This window comes from Pontibacter ummariensis, from assembly GCF_900188175.1.
In the GTDB taxonomy this organism is placed as follows: domain Bacteria; phylum Bacteroidota; class Bacteroidia; order Cytophagales; family Hymenobacteraceae; genus Pontibacter; species Pontibacter ummariensis.
In genome coordinates, this window is sequence record NZ_FZOQ01000009.1 from 87,707 (window position 1) to 104,679 (window position 16,973).

Annotated in this window: 12 protein-coding genes; 7 read left to right on the plus strand and 5 right to left on the minus strand. The window is 51.3% G+C overall.

Annotated features, from left to right (window positions below; genetic code table 11):
• Positions 1-56: 56 nt before the first annotated feature.
• Positions 57-551, minus strand: a complete 495-nt coding sequence (locus CHB92_RS11345) for a DUF2062 domain-containing protein (RefSeq protein ID WP_089319328.1) — start codon at positions 549-551, stop codon at positions 57-59.
• A 384-nt stretch (positions 552-935) separates the two neighbouring features.
• Here CHB92_RS11345 and CHB92_RS11350 point away from each other — a divergent pair, with 384 nt between their 5' ends.
• The gene (locus CHB92_RS11350; RefSeq protein WP_089319329.1) at positions 936-3,728 is read left to right on the plus strand and encodes an outer membrane beta-barrel protein; all 2,793 of its coding nucleotides are present in this window, start codon (positions 936-938) and stop codon (positions 3,726-3,728) included.
• Positions 3,729-3,936: 208 nt separating this feature from the next.
• Here CHB92_RS11350 and CHB92_RS11355 read toward each other — a convergent pair whose 3' ends face one another.
• From CHB92_RS11355 to CHB92_RS11365, 3 genes are all read right to left on the minus strand, one after another.
• Entirely contained in the window at positions 3,937-4,527 is a 591-nt protein-coding gene (locus tag CHB92_RS11355; RefSeq protein ID WP_089319330.1) for a dioxygenase family protein, read from the minus strand.
• A gap of 62 nt (positions 4,528-4,589) precedes the next feature.
• Positions 4,590-5,264 (minus strand): YceI family protein, encoded by a 675-nt coding sequence (locus CHB92_RS11360; protein ID WP_089319331.1) that lies wholly within the window; start codon positions 5,262-5,264, stop codon positions 4,590-4,592.
• 130 nt (positions 5,265-5,394) lie between these two features.
• Complete coding sequence (locus CHB92_RS11365; RefSeq protein ID WP_089319419.1) at positions 5,395-8,322, minus strand: outer membrane beta-barrel family protein; 2,928 nt, start codon at positions 8,320-8,322, stop codon at positions 5,395-5,397.
• A gap of 267 nt (positions 8,323-8,589) precedes the next feature.
• Here CHB92_RS11365 and CHB92_RS11370 point away from each other — a divergent pair, with 267 nt between their 5' ends.
• The 4 genes from CHB92_RS11370 to CHB92_RS11385 all read left to right on the plus strand — a co-directional run bounded on the left by CHB92_RS11370 (position 8,590) and on the right by CHB92_RS11385 (position 12,922).
• Complete coding sequence (locus tag CHB92_RS11370) at positions 8,590-9,657, plus strand: sensor histidine kinase (RefSeq protein ID WP_089319332.1); 1,068 nt, start codon at positions 8,590-8,592, stop codon at positions 9,655-9,657.
• The gene (locus CHB92_RS11375) at positions 9,654-10,400 is read left to right on the plus strand and encodes a LytR/AlgR family response regulator transcription factor (RefSeq protein ID WP_089319333.1); all 747 of its coding nucleotides are present in this window, start codon (positions 9,654-9,656) and stop codon (positions 10,398-10,400) included. Before CHB92_RS11370 ends, CHB92_RS11375 begins: the two co-directional genes overlap by 4 nt.
• 120 nt (positions 10,401-10,520) lie before the next feature.
• Positions 10,521-11,660, plus strand: coding sequence for a helix-turn-helix transcriptional regulator (locus CHB92_RS11380; protein ID WP_089319334.1), 1,140 nt, complete (start codon positions 10,521-10,523; stop codon positions 11,658-11,660).
• An 89-nt stretch (positions 11,661-11,749) separates the two neighbouring features.
• Positions 11,750-12,922, plus strand: a complete 1,173-nt coding sequence (locus CHB92_RS11385; RefSeq protein WP_089319335.1) for an acyltransferase family protein — start codon at positions 11,750-11,752, stop codon at positions 12,920-12,922.
• A gap of 208 nt (positions 12,923-13,130) precedes the next feature.
• Here the strand turns inward: CHB92_RS11385 and CHB92_RS11390 are convergent, their stop codons facing one another.
• Complete coding sequence (locus CHB92_RS11390; protein ID WP_089319420.1) at positions 13,131-14,258, minus strand: AI-2E family transporter; 1,128 nt, start codon at positions 14,256-14,258, stop codon at positions 13,131-13,133.
• A 242-nt stretch (positions 14,259-14,500) separates the two neighbouring features.
• Between CHB92_RS11390 and CHB92_RS11395 the strand changes: the two genes are divergently transcribed.
• Together CHB92_RS11395 and CHB92_RS11400 are read left to right on the plus strand one after the other, a co-directional pair.
• A complete protein-coding gene (locus tag CHB92_RS11395; RefSeq protein ID WP_245842498.1) occupies positions 14,501-15,880 on the plus strand; it encodes a DEAD/DEAH box helicase in 1,380 nt (459 codons plus the stop codon).
• A 204-nt stretch (positions 15,881-16,084) separates the two neighbouring features.
• A complete protein-coding gene (locus CHB92_RS11400; RefSeq protein ID WP_089319337.1) occupies positions 16,085-16,930 on the plus strand; it encodes a histidine phosphatase family protein in 846 nt (281 codons plus the stop codon).
• Positions 16,931-16,973 lie beyond the last annotated feature (43 nt).

The following is a 16,973-nucleotide window of genomic DNA, read 5'->3' on the forward strand; positions in this document are numbered from 1 at the left end:
TGCTAACGAAAGCTACTTGCCAGACTGGCTCAAGCGCCCCTTAGTGCACCAAAATATTACACCTTTGCCTCCTGGCGCACCGGAAGCACCACTTTAAACAGCGGTAACATCAACAGGTAAAGGACCCCGCCCATGGGCAGGGCCAGCAGTGCCCAGGCAGACACGCCTGCCAGGTTCGCCTTCCAGAGTTTATTCAGTGCCTCCAGCCAGTCTGCCCTGAACATAGCGGACATTTCACCAAAGGACAACTTTAATTCAGAGAGGCCGAAAAGGTAAATACCGGCTTTGATAAACGGAATGGCCAATAGCAACTGAAGCGGCTGAACCAGGTAACTCACTAGTACCGTTGCCGCAATGTTCACCCGCAGTCGGGCAGCTATCGCGGTACTCGTGATGGTCGTTACCCCAAAGGCAGGCACGATGCCCACCACTGTGCCAATAGCCACCGTAAGCGCCAGTTTATGCGGCGTCATCCCCTGCTGCAACAGGTTTAGCACAGGCTGCAGAAGCCTGCGTTTGAAAAAGGAAGAGACAACGCTAAAAACAGACATGGTGGATGTTCAGACAACTATGTAACGGACTACGGGTAAGAAAAGTGCAGGAAGCAAAAATACCTTTTCGTGTAGCAACATTTTATACCGGAACCGCTCAAAAGTAACCTGCCACACCAAGTTTTCTTGAGACTATTTACACCATTGTTTCCGACCCGGCATAATTCACACTTGAATTTAAGGCTTCCTGGCGCATGTGGCTACCTCTCCCCCTCCTATGCTGTGTTCCCTCCCAGGTTTAAGGAATCCTACAGCCATTCCCCAAAGTGTAGGGCGCATCATTCAATAAAATTCCTTTATTCTAATATTTTTTTTACAGACAGTTAAACCATATGCTGTCTCCCCTGTCAAAAGCTGTAATTCAGTCTTTCCTTCTATAGCAAAATGAAAAAATCTTTACTGACGCTATTCCTCCTGATGACAGCACTGCTTTCTGCCCGGGCACAGGGGGTAGCCGTCTTCGGCACTGTAAAGAGTGCCAGTGACCAATCGCCACTGCCGGGTGCCAGCATCGTGTTGACGCATAAGGGAAAAAACTCCGGTAACATAACAGACCACGACGGTAAGTTCAGGCTGACAGGCGTAATGCCCGGCCAGTACACCCTGGAAGTAAAGTACCTGGGCTTTAAAACACTGTCCAGGGCCTTAGAGGTGCAGGGGGAGAACGTGGACCTGGGGGTATTGCAACTACAGGACGAAAGCAATGCCCTGAAAGAGGTACAGGTGGTTGGACGTGTGCCATTGGGCGACCAGAAAGGCGACACGGCGCAGTACAACGCGGGTGCTTTTAAAACAGCACCGGACGCCAGTGCCGAAGACCTGGTGACCAAGATGCCGGGCATCACCGTACAGAACGGGAAAATACAGGCACAGGGCGAAGACGTCAAGCAGGTGTTTGTGGATGGGAAGCGCTTCTTTGGGCAGGATGCTGACGCCGCCCTGCGCAACCTACCGGCCGAGATCATCGAAAACGTGCAGGTGTTTGACCGCAAAAGTGACCAGTCCCAGATGAGCGGCTTTGACGACGGCAATCGGGAAAAGACAATCAACATCGTTACCAAGCCGGGGAGCAACAAAGGGCAGTTCGGCAAGATGTCTGCCGGCTATGGCACGAACGAACGCTATATGGTGGGTGCTGCCGTGAACTTCTTTAACGGCGATCAGCGCTTTACCGTAACCGGTCTTTCCAATAACATTAACATGCTGGACTTCTCGGTAGGTGAAACTCCTGGAGGGGGTATGCGCGGCCGTAGAGGGGGCTGGGGAGGCAGAACACCCACCGGCATTATCTCCACGAATATGCTGGGGGTAAACTACAGCGACATGTGGGGTAAAAAAATGGAGGTAAGCGGTAACTACTCCTATATCGACCGAGAGTACGACGAGAGCCGTTATTCCTTCCAGGATTTTGTGCAGCCAGCCTATGAAGGCCAGGTGTACGAAGAGACCATGACCAGCCTGAATATCGAAAGGCTTCACCGCTTTAACATGCGCCTGGACTACAAGATGAACGAACGAAACAGGTTGCTCATCACCCCAAACCTGACTGTCCAGAACAACGAGTCTAATTCTTCACTCTTTGGAGAAACCCTTTGGGAAGAGGGTCTTTTAAACCAAACAGAAAACGCGTCGGAATCAGACAATGCCAGCTACAGCTTTAACAACGACTTATTCTATAGCCACAGCTTTGCCAAAGAAGGACGTGTCTTTTCTACCCGGCTCAGCGGCGGCTATAACATGAATAACGGCGACCGCCTGCGTATTGTAAACACACAGTACTATGATGACCAGAACAGGAATGAGTACCTGAATCAGTTCACTAATACTGAGCGAAGCGGCTTCTCCTGGGAAGGCAATGTGTCCTTTACCGAACCAGTTGGTAAAAACAGCCGTGTGCAGTTGGAGTACGAAGTGAGCAACCGGGTGAATGACTCTGACAAGCTGACCTATAACTATGTGGAGCAGACAGACAGCTATAGCGAGTTGAGTCCTATCCTGAGCAACACCTTTCAGAGCGAGTATCTGACGCAGGAAACCGAGGTAGGCTACCAGTACAACACCGAAAAGATCAGACTACAGGCCGAAGTAGAGTACCAGCAGGCAAAACTACAGAACGACCAGGAATACCCGGAGCCGTTTGACCTGAACCGTACCTTTACTAGTGTTCTGCCTTCGGCGCAATTAGAGTACAAGTTCTCCGAAACAAGAACGCTCTTTGTTGATTATCGTGCCGATACAGACGCTCCTTCTATCGAGCAGCTCCAGGACGTGGTGGATTATGCCAATCCCCTACAGGTAGGCATTGGTAACCCTAACCTGAACCAGTCTTTTGAAAATAGGGTGATGATGCGCTACCGAAACTTTGACAGGGAAACGAACAAGGTTTTCTTTCTCTTCCTGATGGGATCCAGAACCCAGGACTACATCGGTAGCCAGACCTCCCTGGTGCAGGAGCCAACCAGACTGAGTGATGACATCATACTGGGTGAAGGTGCCCGCGTGACCACCCCGGTAAACCTGGACGGCTACTGGAATGTCCGCTCTTTCTTTAACTACGGGCGTCCGGTCAACTTCATCCCTTCAAACTTTAACGTAAACGGTGGCTTGGGCTTCTCCCGAATTCCGGGCATGGTCAACGATCAGGTAAACTACGCGAACTCGAGCAACTTCAGGTTAGGTGTTTCACTTAGCAGCAATATCAGCGAAAAAGTGGATTTTAACATCTCCACCAGCTCCAGCTATAACCTGATTGAAAACACGCTGCTTACTCAGCAAAATAACAACTACTTTAACCAGTCGACCAGCTTACGCTATAACTGGATCTTCTGGAAAGGCATGGTGTACCGCACCGAGCTAAACCACCAGTACAATTCAGGGCTCTCCCAAGGCCTGGACAACAACTACCTGTTGTGGAACATGAGCATCAGCAAGAAAGTATTCAACAACCAGAAAGGTGAGGTCAGCTTAAGTGTAAACGACTTACTGAAGCAAAACGTGAGCGTACAGCGAAACGTAACCGGTGCTTACATTGAGGACGTGCAGACCAACGTGCTGCAGCGTTACTTCATGCTTAACTTCACCTATAACATCCGCAACTTCTCCGGCAAGTTGCCGGAGGGCATGGATGGAGGCGGCTTCAGAGGCCGCGGCGACTGGGGCGGCCGACCACGACACTAAACCCTTTACTATAACCCCTACAAAGAAAAGCCCGGGACTGCTGACCTGGGCTTTTCTTTTTTCAGCCGACCAGGAAACTCTTCTCCCAGGCTGCTCTAATTTCAAATGCCTTTGTTGTAAAAAAAGAGCCTGGCAGTGCCAGGCTCTTTTTCGGTAATAGTATGAAATAGAAATACTTGTTTCAAAAGGGTCTCCGGTGCACTCCCTCCTAGGCCTTCAGTACGAAAGTAAAGTTGGCTCTCTTGCCGGCTCTACCATCAGATACGTCGAGCAACAAGGCCGGCTTGAAAATGTAGTCCTGCTCATTGCCCGGCTCCCCAGGAAAGTACAGCTGTGTCGTCAGAACCGGTTTGCCTGGCCCCTTTACCTTTACATGGAAGTGACGGGTGCGGCCGGGGTAAAGACCGGGCACAATGGTTTTGAGGCGGAAATTCCCCTGCTTGTCAGTGTACTGGTGCCCTCGCAACTTATAGCCGTCGTTGTCATAATTGCCATTGGCATCAGCATGCCACCAATCTAACAAAGCGCCACTTACCGGCTGGCACCTGGTCGTAAGCACCTGCCCGGTCAGCACGATAGGCGTTCCTGTCATGCCTTTTTCAAGGAAGCTGCTTCGTTCAGGAGAACGCGGGGTGTAAAAGGGTCCTTCTGTCTGGGAAGGAGTCGGTTCATCAGGATCATCACAAGCGGGTGTAGGCGCCAACGCTTCTTTGTTCTTAAAGAAGCTACTTGCCGGTACCAATCCGAAAAGTGGCAGAGCAGCAAGAAAAGAGAAAAAGCGGCGCCTGTTAATGCCCATGGTCAACAGCAATCATGTTCGCTCTCCTCCCTTCATACGTATTACAAGCGCTTAAGACCGTCCTATTTACCCTCTGCTAAGGGGGTTGCTGCACCAGCTACGAGTTTCAGATCAATAGTAAAGTTATCGTAGATCACTTTGTCTGCCGCTGTTCCCAGTAGGCCAGAGCGGTATTTGATATCCCACTTTGTTCTGTCCAGCTCAATTTTAGCTTCTGCCTCTGCCTTGTTACCTGCTATTCTAACGTTTGCGGGAAAGGTAACAGCGTTCGTAATGCCCTTGATCGTCAGGTCACCGGTAATCGTGTAGTTAGGCTCTCCTGCCTTAGGCTTGGCCATGGGGGCTACTTCTGTGATCTTGAAAGTAGCCGTCGGGTGCTTCTCTACCGAGAAGAAGTCGTCTGATTTCAGGTGGTCCGTCAGCTTTTTGTTGAACTCAGCGTTTGTAATGTCTGTGTCTGTGATCGACCTCATGTCAATCACAAAGTTACCGCCGGTTAACTTGCGCCCGCTCACATCGAGGGTGCCACTCGCCAGTTTTACGCTGCCCGTATGCTCTCCACCAAACTTTTTCGCATTCCAGGTCATCGTGCTCGCCGTCGTGTTAACAGGCAAGGTAGAGGCAGCTACAGTTGTAACAGGGTTCCCTAAAGCAGGATAGTTGAAGGCCACTACATTAGCCCCGGAAAGCAGGGTAGCCAAAGCGAGCGCGCTCAGAAGTACAGGATAGTTTTTCATATAGGTGTTACTTTATTCGTTAAATAATTTTAATGTTTAACTGTACAAAAGATACATGAAAATATGATCGTAGCAACTGTAAGGCTATCTTTATTTTGCCCTTTTCCCTCTAATTATTCTAATTCCTGCCTTAGGGCACGCGCTCCAGGGTTCCCCCCATGGCTCTCCCCCCGAAATCAACCGAAATCATGAGCTTGCCACCCACTACTGTTCCTTTATAGGGAACAGTGTTCGGCCCGAAAGCCAGGTTGAAAGAGAACGTCTCTCCGTTCACCACACCATTCGACAGCGGCACCCGCCCCATCGGTGTCTCAACTGTGCCCGTAAGGGTATTCCCGGCCGCCACCAGATCAAGCGTTATCTCCCGCTCCCCCACTTTGCCACTCCAGCGTCCGGATAGGCCTCCAGCCTGTGCTGTTGCCGGAAGGCTTTCAGTACCAGTTGTCCGTTCCTGGGCCGGTGCTCCCGCTGGTCTTTGCCCTAGCACACCACCCGGCCTTGCTCCCTGCGGCGCCCCGCTTTGTGACATGCCAGCGCCCTGCTGCATACCTCCGCTATTCTGCATTCCGCTTTCGCCATCGCTCTTCAGGTCATCATTGTTCACTGCTTTCCTTCTTCTGCGCGGCGCTTCCGAGGTGAGTTTACCTATCCTATAACTGAAGTTTACCCGGAAGCCCATGTTATGCAACACATTCGTGCTCGACTGGCTGAAGGTCGCCGTGTTGAGCTCGGCCCGTCTTCTGATGGTGGTTGACAGGAAGTTCTCGGCACCAAATCCAATGCTGCCTCTTCCCTCGTTGAACTCTTTCTTCAGGTTCAGGTTATAGATACCAAAGCCGCCCTGGTACCCCTGCAGCTGCACTTGCCGGCCACGGTAGAAGCCGAAGGCTTGTAAGCCCCAGCCCTGCCCCAGGTTATAACTGCCCATCGCCCTGATGTTGTACACAAAGCCGCTGTTGCTCGCACGCTGGTCCGGATCCTCCACGTTGTTGTGCAGCACGGCATAGTAAAAGTCTGTGCCACCGTTCACTGTCAGCTTGTTTGAGAGGTTAATGCTCCCGAATAGGCTACCGCCATAGGCTTCTTCCTGCCCTATGTTAAAAAATGAAGTCTCCAGCACCCCGTCCTCTGCCCTTTCTCTTACTGCCTGTATGGAGTTGTTGGTGCTGCGGGCAAAGGCTGAGAAATTCAGCATCGTCGTTTTAAAGTACGTGCTGTAAGATAACTCATAGTTGTTTGTGAACTCCGGGTCCAGCTCCGGGTTACCTATTGTTCTAAAAGCCGGGTTCGCGTTCTGTATGTTTGGGTTCAGGAACTCCAGGGAGGGCCGCTGTATACGGCGGTTATAGGCCAATTTGATGGTGTTACCACTGTTCAGCCTTTTGGAGAGGTTAATGCTGGGCACCAGCACCCCGTACGACGGGATACTCACGCGCTCGTCGCTATTCTCAAAATCGGAGTTGATCGTGGTGTACTCATACCGGGCACCGGCCTTTACGCTGTAATGGTTGGCAGTTGTGAGGGTATAAGACAAATAGCCGGCTGTTACGTCCTGGTTGTAGTTAAACACATTGCTCAGGTTCGTGTTGCCCTCTTTTGTGAATGGCCCGGTGCCCTCCGCCGTAAAGGTATCGTACTCACTGGTTACTTCCCGCATGATCTGCTTTACCCCCAGCTCTACCAGCTGGTTGTTGGCGATGGGGTTCGTATAATCCAGCTGTACCGTCGACTCCTGGTTAAAACTTTCGTTGATGTTTTTAAGCCTTCGCTCCAAGTCCGTCCCGTTGCTGCTGTAGATCTCATTAAGGAAGTCGTTGGTGCGGTTATTACGGCTAAACTGAGTCAGGACGCTGAACTCATGCTGTGGCTTGTCGAAAGTATGGGTATAGTTCAGGTTCACATCAACTGTTCCGGAGTTATCGGTGGTCTCCACGCCTCGGAGGGTGCTACGCAGCACCGTCCCTCCCTGGTACAGTTCCGTGAGCAGCGGATCCTGGTAAGAATGCCAGTTGCGCAGACCATACTGCACCGAACCGTTCAGGTAGTTTTTCTCGTTGATGTCGTAGTCCCACCCAAAGGTATAGCGGCCGAACATCATGTTATTACGGGTCTCGGCTTCCTGCCGGATAACGTTCTGCTCCCCCTCTGTCACCGTCGTCTGCAGGTTCTCAAAGCTACCCGGCTGGTTATACCCCGCACGTCCAAAGCCACCCAACGAAAAGCCCATCTTACCGATACGGTAACTGCCGTTCAGCCCCAGGTTAGAGCCTCTCAATCCTACCCCAGTATCAATACTCAGGGTGCCACCCTGCAAGGTGTTCTTCTTGGTTACGATGTTGATGATACCGGCAGACCCTTCCGCATCGTACTTGGCAGAGGGCGACGTGATCACCTCTACGGACTTGATCATGTCCCCCGGAATTTGCTTTAAGGCATCGGCCACACTGCCGGCTGTTATGGTGGAAGGGCGGTTGTTGATCAGCACCCGTATGTTTTGGCTGCCGCGCATCGACACGTTGCCGTCCAGGTCAACCGACAGCATGGGCACCTTGCGCAGCACATCGGTAGCGTCCCCCCCTTTGTTCGACTCATCGTTCTCCGCATTATACACGGTCCGGTCTACCTTCTCCTCTATCATAGCACGCTGCCCCTCTATCTTAACCTCTTTCAGGGCCTGTGCAGTAGGGCTGATGCTTACCTTACTCAAATCAATGGAAGCGTTCCGGTCTGTTAGTTCCACCTCCAGGGTTTTGGTTTCGAAACCGATAAAAGAGACAACTACTTTATAAGATCCATTTGCCACCCGCTCGAGCGAGAACTTTCCCTTGTCATCGGCCATCGTGCCATCTACCGGCTTATTAGTGGCCGGGTTTACCAAAGCTATGGTAGCATAAGGGACTGGTTGTTGTGTCAGGGCATCTATGACGGTGCCGCTAATTTTACCGGCGCCTTTCTGTACCGCTGTGCCCGGCCCCGGGCCGGCTCCTGTCGGGATCTGGGCCATGGCGAACTGGCACAAGCAGGCAACTAAAATAGAAGACAAGTATCTTTTCTTCATGGTCGTAGAGTTTCCGATGGAATAAAACAAAGCACGTTTTTCCGGACCAAATAAAAAAACAGAATAGATTAGCCGGAAAAGGACGCCGACAGTTGGGGGTTTCAAACCGATGACTTACTGGGGATGCTGCAGTTCCCTGGCGGGAGCCGTTCTATAGGCAAAGTGGCCCGAAACCGTCGGTAAAAAGGCTGAAATGGTAGATTAGAAATACTTTTCTGTTAGAAGCGCATTATTTATGTATCTTATTTTCTCATAAGCACTGCCTGAATGCCAAAGACCTTCATTTACCGCCAAGGATACCTGCTTATTCACCTGTTGGTATTCTTTGGGTTACTCCTGCTCTTATGCCAGCCCCTGGCGTGGGATATGCAGCTGCCTACAGCGTTCTGGGTAAAGCAAAGCATCCTGTTTTGTTTGTGGATAGGGTTATATTACCTCAACGTACAGTTCCTGGTGCCGCAGTTACTGTTCCGTAACCGCGCTGGGTGGTTTATTGCAGCCATCTTTGCATCCTTCATACTACTCCTCTCATTAAGCACCCTGGTCGATTCCTGGCTCGACGTACACAGGCTGTTTCATCAGGCGAAATCCTTTGGGGCGACAGAAGAGGTACCAGCAAACCAGCTTCATCCTCCTCACCCCATTGTTACCCTAAGCACCCTGCTGCTTTTAGGTATCAGTACTACGATTAGCGTTGTGCAGAAGTGGCAAAAAGACGAGGCGATCAGGCAGCGCCTGGAGAAGCAAAAAGTCAGCACAGAACTTTCCTTTCTGAAGGCCCAGATCAACCCCCACTTTTTCTTTAACACCCTGCATAGTATCTATGCCCTCACCATGATCAACGTAGACTCTGCACGGGAGGCGCTGCACACCTTATCCCGCATGATGCGCTACGTGCTGTACGAGACGCAGACCGGCACTACCCTGCTCAGCAAGGAGATCGAGTTTATGCAGGACTACCTTAACCTGATGAGGCTGCGCCTGACAGAGAAAGTGACAGTAACCTTCGATAAGCCTTCTTCCTTACAGGACCTGCAAGTAGCGCCCATGCTGTTCTTACCCTTCGTGGAAAACGCTTTCAAGCATGGCGTGAGTGCCTTGGTACCCAGCAGTATCTACATTGGCATACACCAACAAGGCAAGAAACTGGAACTGGAGGTGCGAAACAGCCTTTTACCTGAGAAACGGGTGGTCCTGGAGGAAAGTAGCGGCATTGGTCTGGCGAACACATGCCGAAGGCTCGATTTGCTGTACCCGGGGGAATATGCCCTGGACGTGACAGAAAAGACACCGGAAAATGAGTATAAGGTACACCTAACGCTAAACCTAGCATGAAGTTAAATTGCATTGCGGTGGATGATGAGCCGCTGGCTTTGGGGATGATCAGCGCCTTTATAGAACAAACGCCCTTCCTGCAATTGGTGGGACGTTATTCTAGTGCCGTGGAAGCCCTTCAGGTCATCCATCAACAGTCCATCGATGTAATCTTCCTGGACATACAGATGCCCGACCTCAGCGGTATCGAGCTGGCCCGTGTGCTGGATAAAGGGGAGTATGGGGTTGGGCCGCGGATTATCTTTACCACGGCCTTCAGCCAGTATGCCTTGGAAGGCTATAAAGTGGACGCACTGGACTACCTGGTGAAGCCTTTTAATTACGCGGATTTCCTGAAAGCAGCCAGTAAAGCCCAAGCCTATGCGGAGCTGCTCCAGAAAGCAACCCCTGCCCTCCCCACTGTGACCACTGCAGGGCATGAGGACGAGTACCTGTTCCTGAAAGTAGAGTACCAACTGGTGCGCATAGCCTTTCAGGACATCCTCTATATGGAAGGGCTGAAAGATTATGTGAAGGTACACCTGCAGAACAATACAAAACCCGTCCTGTCCCTCACCAGTCTAAAGGCACTGGAGGAGAAACTGCCAGCCAGAAGGTTTATGCGAGTGCACCGTTCGTTTATCGTGGCCCTGGATAAGATCACTGCTGTCTCCCGCAATAAGCTGCAGATCGGGGAAACCAACATTGCCGTTAGCGAGCAGTACAAGGATGCTTTTAACCAGTTCCTGAGCCGCTGGACGTAAGTTTGGGAATCATTCCCTTAAAGCAAATTGCCCCCGGCTTTGCATAGGGCCTGGATGCTTTTTTAGCTTCTTGCTTTTTGCCTTAGAAAGTGAGAACTTATTTCCTTTAAATTTGCCTCCATGGCTATACCCCCCATTCCTGTTCGGTTTGACCTGTACGCCGCCGTGCTGTTGGCAGGGCTCGTGCAAGGATATTTCCTGACCTTGCTGTTTCTGGGTAAGAGGCCACACCGGCAGCCTTATCATCACCTCCTGCTGGCGGGCCTGACCTTTACCTTTGCCTGCATCGTTCTGGAGATATTTCTCTGCTATTCCCGGCTCATGTTTCAGGCGCTGGAACTGGTTGACTTCTCAGAACCCCTGAACTTCGCGATCGGGCCCCTTACCTACCTGTTGCTACGAAGCCTATCGGGTAAAATCTGGCAGCCCAGGCAATGGCTGCACTTTCTTCCCTTCGTTCTGTACCTGCTGTACCACAGCCTGTTTCTCCTGCAGCCTGAGGGTGTGAAACGGAATGCCTATCTGGGGGCCTACTTCCCGGATGCGCCACAGGTAGCGGCACAACACTTACTTCCCGTCGACCCCTTCGGGATCTCTGCCCATGTGAATCTGCTGACCTTACTGCATGTTGCCCTTTACATTGGCCTTGCTTTTAGGTTAATAAAGGAAATGCAACGGGTTCAAGGACTGAACAGCTACTTTCGTGGCTGGTTAAAACTCCTGCTCTTTTTCTTTGTGGCCTCCGTTGCCCTGCTTTTCTTACTCAAGGCCTACTACCAAAACGACCTGGGCGACCACCTGATGGCTACCTTCCTGACCTTGCAGTTGTTCTTTGTTTCTTACCGCCTGCTTAAAAGCTCTGATTTCTTTCAACCGGTGGTGCAGGTCAAGTATGAGAAGTCGGCGCTGAGCGAAGAAGCAAAGCAGGACCTGCTCCAGAAACTGAAGGCAGCCGAGGAGTCCCGGTTTTATGTACAACCTTCCGCATCGCTTCCCGCCCTCGCCAAGCAGTTGAACACCTCCCCGCATTATCTTTCCCAAAGCCTGAATGAGTGCCTGGGCAAAAGCTTTTTCGAGTACCTGGCCGAACTGCGCATACAGGAGGCAAAAGCCATCCTCTCAGATCCACACGCTAGTCATCTGAAAATAGAGGAAGTGGCCGAACTAACAGGCTATCTGTCTAAGTCTGCTTTTAGTGCCGCATTCAAGAAACATACCGGGCAAACACCGGGGCAGTACCGTAAAATGGCGACTGTCTGAGTGCTTCCCTATCGTCCAGCACCTCGCCCTTGCCGGCAGATTCCGCTTTTATAGCCTCCTATGGCGATGTTTGTGCCAAAACAATCGCTATGGAAAATCAAATGAAAATCCGCCGTTATGAGTTCGACTGGTTGCGCGTGCTGGCCTTCGCACTCCTTATTTTTTATCACACCGGCATGTTCTTCGTGAGTTGGGAGTGGCATGTGAAGAACAGGCAACTCAGCCAAGCCATAGAGTGGCCCATGCTGTTCCTGAGCCAGTGGCGTATGGCCCTGATCTTTCTTGTCTCCGGAGTAGGTGTGTACTTCGCCCTGGGCTACCGCAGCGTGGGTACCTTTGCCAAAGACAGGCTAAAGCGCATTTTGGTGCCCTTGCTTGTTGGAATGCTACTGGTCGTGCCGCCACAGGTATACATTGAACGCCTGACACAGGGGTATGCAGGAAGCTATTTCAGCTTTTTCCCTTCCATCTTCGACTTGGAGCCTTACCCGAAAGGGAACTTTAGCTGGCATCACCTCTGGTACCTGGCCTATATTTTTGTGTACAGCCTCTTATTCTTGCCGCTACTGGCCTACCTGCGTCGTACTGCAATAAGAATGGCCAAAGCGAAAGGCTGGATGCTACTGCTGTTTCCGGCCCTGTGGCTTTGCTTGGGGGCTGTGCTGTTAAACGAGCGTTTCCCCGCCACCCATGCCTTGGTGGATGATTGGGCTAATCACTTTTTGTACGTGACTATGTTTCTTGTGGGCTTCCTGCTGATGAAAGCCCCCTTCTTACAAGAACTGGTGCGCCAGGCACGCTGGCACAGCCTGGTCCTGGGGCTTACTACAGTTACTGTACTCTACACTTCTTATTGGCTTACTGATAAGGAGCTTACTGGTATTTCGCTGAAGCTGTACTTCCTGGTGAAGTCTTCGAACCGCTGGTTCTGGTTGATGGCTATTTTGGGTTTTGCCATGCAGCACCTCAACTTCCGGTCCAGGTACCTGCAACAGGCGAACGAAATGGTGTATCCTTTCTACATCCTACACCAAACGGTCATCGTGGCCTTAGGCTACTTCCTCCACGACTTTCCCCTGGCCCTTAGCACGAAGTTCTGTATCATCTCTTTTGGCACCTTCCTGTTCTGCTTTGGAGTGGTACGTTACCTCATTATGCAGGTAAACTGGCTGCGGATACCCTTTGGCTTGAAAGCCTTGCCAAAGCCGATGGAAGTTACCCCTGTAACCACTCCTTTAGTCTCCATAGCAAATAAAAACTAGGAACAGGCATAAGGGTCTAGCCAGGGCTTTACCGATAGCATATTGCCTCGGCAAGGACTATTTTATCAGAGAGCACTTCCGCTTATAGAGACTAACGCCAGGATCAGGCAAAGGCATCGTCTTTTGAAAGGTTAGCTGGACCTCGAGAAGGAGAAGCCCCATAAAATACGAGACGGCAGACAGGAGAGAACAACAGGGTTAATAGGCCTTAGGATGATAGCCTATTCGGTGAATTCTTCTTTAACCCGAGCATGCGCTTTATCTTATCCAGGGTTATTGCATGCTCTTCTGTACCCTCTGTCCCGAGTAGGAAGGAGTAAGCATTGAGCGCTTTGTGGTGGTCGCAGTAGATCTTGAACATGGCCAGGTAGGGCACAGCGACAAACATACCTGGTACGCCCCAGATCATACCGCCCACAATAATGCTGAGGATGGTGAACAGAGGGTTAATGTTTACGCGCCCCCCGGTAATATTGGGGGTGAGGATATTGTTTTCAGTGAACTGCACGAGTAAAAAAAAGATAAGCACGAGGAGGGCCTTGCTCGGTGATCCCATCACCACAAAGGTGTAAAGCAGCGGAATAGCACCGCCAATTAAAGTACCGAAGTACGGGATAAAATTCATCAAAGCAGAGAGGATACCTAGCAAAACGGCGTACTCCACCCCTATCAGGAACAAGCCTGTGGTGTTGAGCACACACAGGATAAGCACCACCGTTACAATGCCACCCATGTAGTGTTTCGTAACCTGAGAGATGTCGTTGATGATGCGCTCTGCCTGCGGATGCCTGTATGCCGGCAGTAACCGCAGCAGAAAGTCCTCGAACTTGTTGCGGTAGTAGAGCATCAGGAAAATATAGACCGGCATCAGGCCAAACTTGACCAGGGTGTCTGCTGTGGCCATTAACACATTCCGCAGGAAACCACCGCTAAAGGCAAGGGCACTCCCCACCTGTTGCCGTAACCAATGCTCGTTCTGCATACTGTACTCCCCGAACTCATCATCAATCTCGCGCTGCAACTTGTCGAGGTTCTGCATCACCTTTTGTTCCAGGTTAGGGAAATCTGTTAAAAAAGCAGACAATTGCTGGTACAATAGCACGACCAAGCCAATGGCAACGGCCATCGAAAAGATGATCGTCAGCAGGTTCGCCAGAATCCGGGGAACGCCCCAATCCTCGAGCTTGCTCACAACCGGGTACAAGAGATAGGAAAAAAGGATGGCAATAAAAATGGGGTACAGGAACTCCCGTGCCTCTACCAGCACAAAAACCAGCAGGACCAGGAAAAGCAGGATAAAAGCGAGCTGCTTGATGTACCTATATTTCTTTGCCATACCCATAGTACTGTGAATGGTCTGTGTTTAGTTGTTTAATTTTCACTTAACCGGCCCAAGGGCTCTTCCTAGGGGTGGTACAGTAGCGGCTAAACGAAGCGCTAATGAACTCTAACAGCAACACCATGGGCTACCTGTTCCGTTAGTAAAAAAAGAAAAGCTTTTATGTTGCCCGCTTTAAAAGATAAAAAACAATGGGCAGGGTTAAAGCACTACCTTTGTACCGGACTATACCCACATGCATGGCTACTTTTAAAGACCTGAACCTACACGCCCAACTCCAGCAAAGCCTGCAGGAGCTAAACATAAGTACCCCTACCCCCATCCAGCAAGAAGCAATCCCTTTGCTACTACAAGGCCTGGATGTAGCAGGACAGGCAGAGACCGGAAGCGGTAAGACAGCGGCCTATGGCCTTCCGTTGCTGCAACGTGTAAACACAGACATACAGCAGGTACAGGCGCTGGTGGTGGTACCTACCCGAGAACTGGCTGTGCAGGTTCGGCAAGAGCTGAAACAATTTGGCAAGTACATCGCTAACCTGAAGATAAGCGCCTTTTACGGAGGGCATGCTTTTTCACAGGAGCGCGCTTCCCTGGCGCATCCCCCACAGATACTAGTGGGTACCCCGGGTCGCCTGACAGACCACCTCAACCGCAGAACTTTAGATTTAAGCCATGTCATGCAAATGATTATGGATGAAGCGGATAAGCTTTTGGAGATGGGTTTTGAAGAAGAACTGGATAAGGTTATAGCCGCCCTCCCCCCCAAAAGGCAAATGATCCTTTTTTCCGCAACCATGGACGAGGATGTAAAAGAACTGATCGCTTCTTCTTTAAAGAACCCACAGTTTGTGAAGGTCTCTTCCAATGCCATCCCTACGCAAGTACGCCTTGTGGGGGTGAAGTTCGGGGCAACGCAACGGCAGGAAATTCTTGTTTCCTTGCTTCGTCATATAGAGCCCAAAGGGATTGTCGTGTTTGTGAACAACCGCATGACCACGGAGGAATTGGCGGCACAGTTGCAGGCGCAAGGTTTGGCTGCCCGGGCCCTGCATGGTGGCATGGAGCAGCCTGACCGTGACAAGACCATGACCCTTTTCCGTAATGGGACCGCCACAGTCCTGGTCGCCACTGACCTGGCTGCCCGAGGACTGGACATTGCCGCCCTTAACAGCATTATTCACTACGAGCTCCCTATTGACGCCGCCGCTTACCTGCACCGTAGCGGCCGCACCGGGCGTGCTGGCAGGGGCGGCACGGTGTATACCCTGGCCACAACCAGCGATGAAAAGAAGCTTCGGGAGTGGGAGCAGGTGCGCATGGATGAGTGGCTATCGGTGGATACCCTGAAAGAAAAGACGCCCGCGGTGGCAGCCGAACTAACGGCAGCCTTCGCCACCCTGCACATCAGCGGGGGCCGGAAAGATAAATTAAGCCCCCGGGACATTGTTGGTGCTTTGATCGCCGAAGCGGGTCTGCCAGCAGACCAGATAGGCAAAATAGAGGTACAGGACCGCCAGAGCTTTGTCGCCGTGCCGGCGAAGCAGCGCGACAGCATCCTCGCGAAGTTAAGCAATGGCAAGATCAAAGGTAGAAAGTACAAGGTAAGCCTGGTAAGCTAAGCCCTTGTCCACTCCCTAAAGGGTATTCAAAAAGGGTATTCAAGACATGTGCGCCAAGGGAGGTGCCAACTGAAACAAGCAGGAGCAGGAATAGCCGTTCGGGAGCAGTTCTTGTTTATGTTTGCTTCGTTTTTAAAGCTGTTCCCCAGTTAAAATCTAACGTTTACCTCGGAACTATCCTATACCAAGCTTAGTTTAAAGGGCATGAAAGGAATCTATCTGACTACCCTGCTTAGCGCTTTAATCGCTTTCTCGCCCGTTCATGCGACCGACAAAAGCACGTCCGGAAATCAGGCCATCGAAAACATTGAGAAGAAGTACCAGGAACTGAGTGCTGACACTGCTTTTGCCAAGATCGACGGCATGCCGGTGGCACAGAGTGTACGCTTCATACAGCCAGAGGATGGCTTAGTGAAAGACTATAGCAACTTACGCCAGATTGCCCTGATCCGCCACGGGGAGCCAGACCTTGAAAAGACAGGCAAGTTCTCCTGGGATGAGGCCCGTCAGTTCTTAAACGACTATGACAGTGTGGGTATCGTATCGCCTGATGTACCTTTCCTTAAACTAGACAATCCGGAGGAAGTCTCTATCTTTTGCAGTTCCATCAACCGTGCGCGGGCTACAGCGCAGTACCTGTTCGGGAATAAAGCCAGTATGACGGTATCACCGGAATTCAGAGAATTTGAGACGACCCTGGGCAGATACGGCCTAAAGGTTCGTATGCCCATTAAGTTCTGGACAGCCGCAGCACGCGTAAAGTGGATTCTGGGCATCGACCGCCAGGGCATCGAGAGCTTTGCGGATGCAAAAGACCGAGCTCGAAAAGCGGCGCAAACCTTAGCCGACGCCACAGAAGAAAACCCCAAAGCCGTACTAGTCGCCCATGGCTTCCTGAACCGCTACATAAAAGATAACCTGGAGGAAATGGGATGGCGTGTTGTACGGGATGGCGGCCATGGCTATTTAGCCACCACAATCCTCGTGAAAATAGATGATAACGCGGCAGAACACCCTGCTCCCAGTCAGCTTGCCCTCGGCTCTAACTAATTCCCCCTTTTACTTCCCAAGTCAACTCGTCCGCTTCTGAATG

Coding starts and splice junctions, on each gene's coding strand:
- CHB92_RS11375 (WP_089319333.1), top strand. CDS start 9,654: ATGAAGTTAAATTGCATTGCGGTGGATGATGAGCCGCTGGCTTTGGGG.
- CHB92_RS11355 (WP_089319330.1), bottom strand. CDS start 4,527: ATGGGCATTAACAGGCGCCGCTTTTTCTCTTTTCTTGCTGCTCTGCCA.
- CHB92_RS11370 (WP_089319332.1), top strand. CDS start 8,590: ATGCCAAAGACCTTCATTTACCGCCAAGGATACCTGCTTATTCACCTG.
- CHB92_RS11395 (WP_245842498.1), top strand. CDS start 14,501: ATGGCTACTTTTAAAGACCTGAACCTACACGCCCAACTCCAGCAAAGC.
- CHB92_RS11345 (WP_089319328.1), bottom strand. CDS start 551: ATGTCTGTTTTTAGCGTTGTCTCTTCCTTTTTCAAACGCAGGCTTCTG.
- CHB92_RS11350 (WP_089319329.1), top strand. CDS start 936: ATGAAAAAATCTTTACTGACGCTATTCCTCCTGATGACAGCACTGCTT.
- CHB92_RS11400 (WP_089319337.1), top strand. CDS start 16,085: ATGAAAGGAATCTATCTGACTACCCTGCTTAGCGCTTTAATCGCTTTC.
- CHB92_RS11380 (WP_089319334.1), top strand. CDS start 10,521: ATGGCTATACCCCCCATTCCTGTTCGGTTTGACCTGTACGCCGCCGTG.
- CHB92_RS11360 (WP_089319331.1), bottom strand. CDS start 5,264: ATGAAAAACTATCCTGTACTTCTGAGCGCGCTCGCTTTGGCTACCCTG.
- CHB92_RS11365 (WP_089319419.1), bottom strand. CDS start 8,322: ATGAAGAAAAGATACTTGTCTTCTATTTTAGTTGCCTGCTTGTGCCAG.
- CHB92_RS11390 (WP_089319420.1), bottom strand. CDS start 14,258: ATGGCAAAGAAATATAGGTACATCAAGCAGCTCGCTTTTATCCTGCTT.
- CHB92_RS11385 (WP_089319335.1), top strand. CDS start 11,750: ATGGAAAATCAAATGAAAATCCGCCGTTATGAGTTCGACTGGTTGCGC.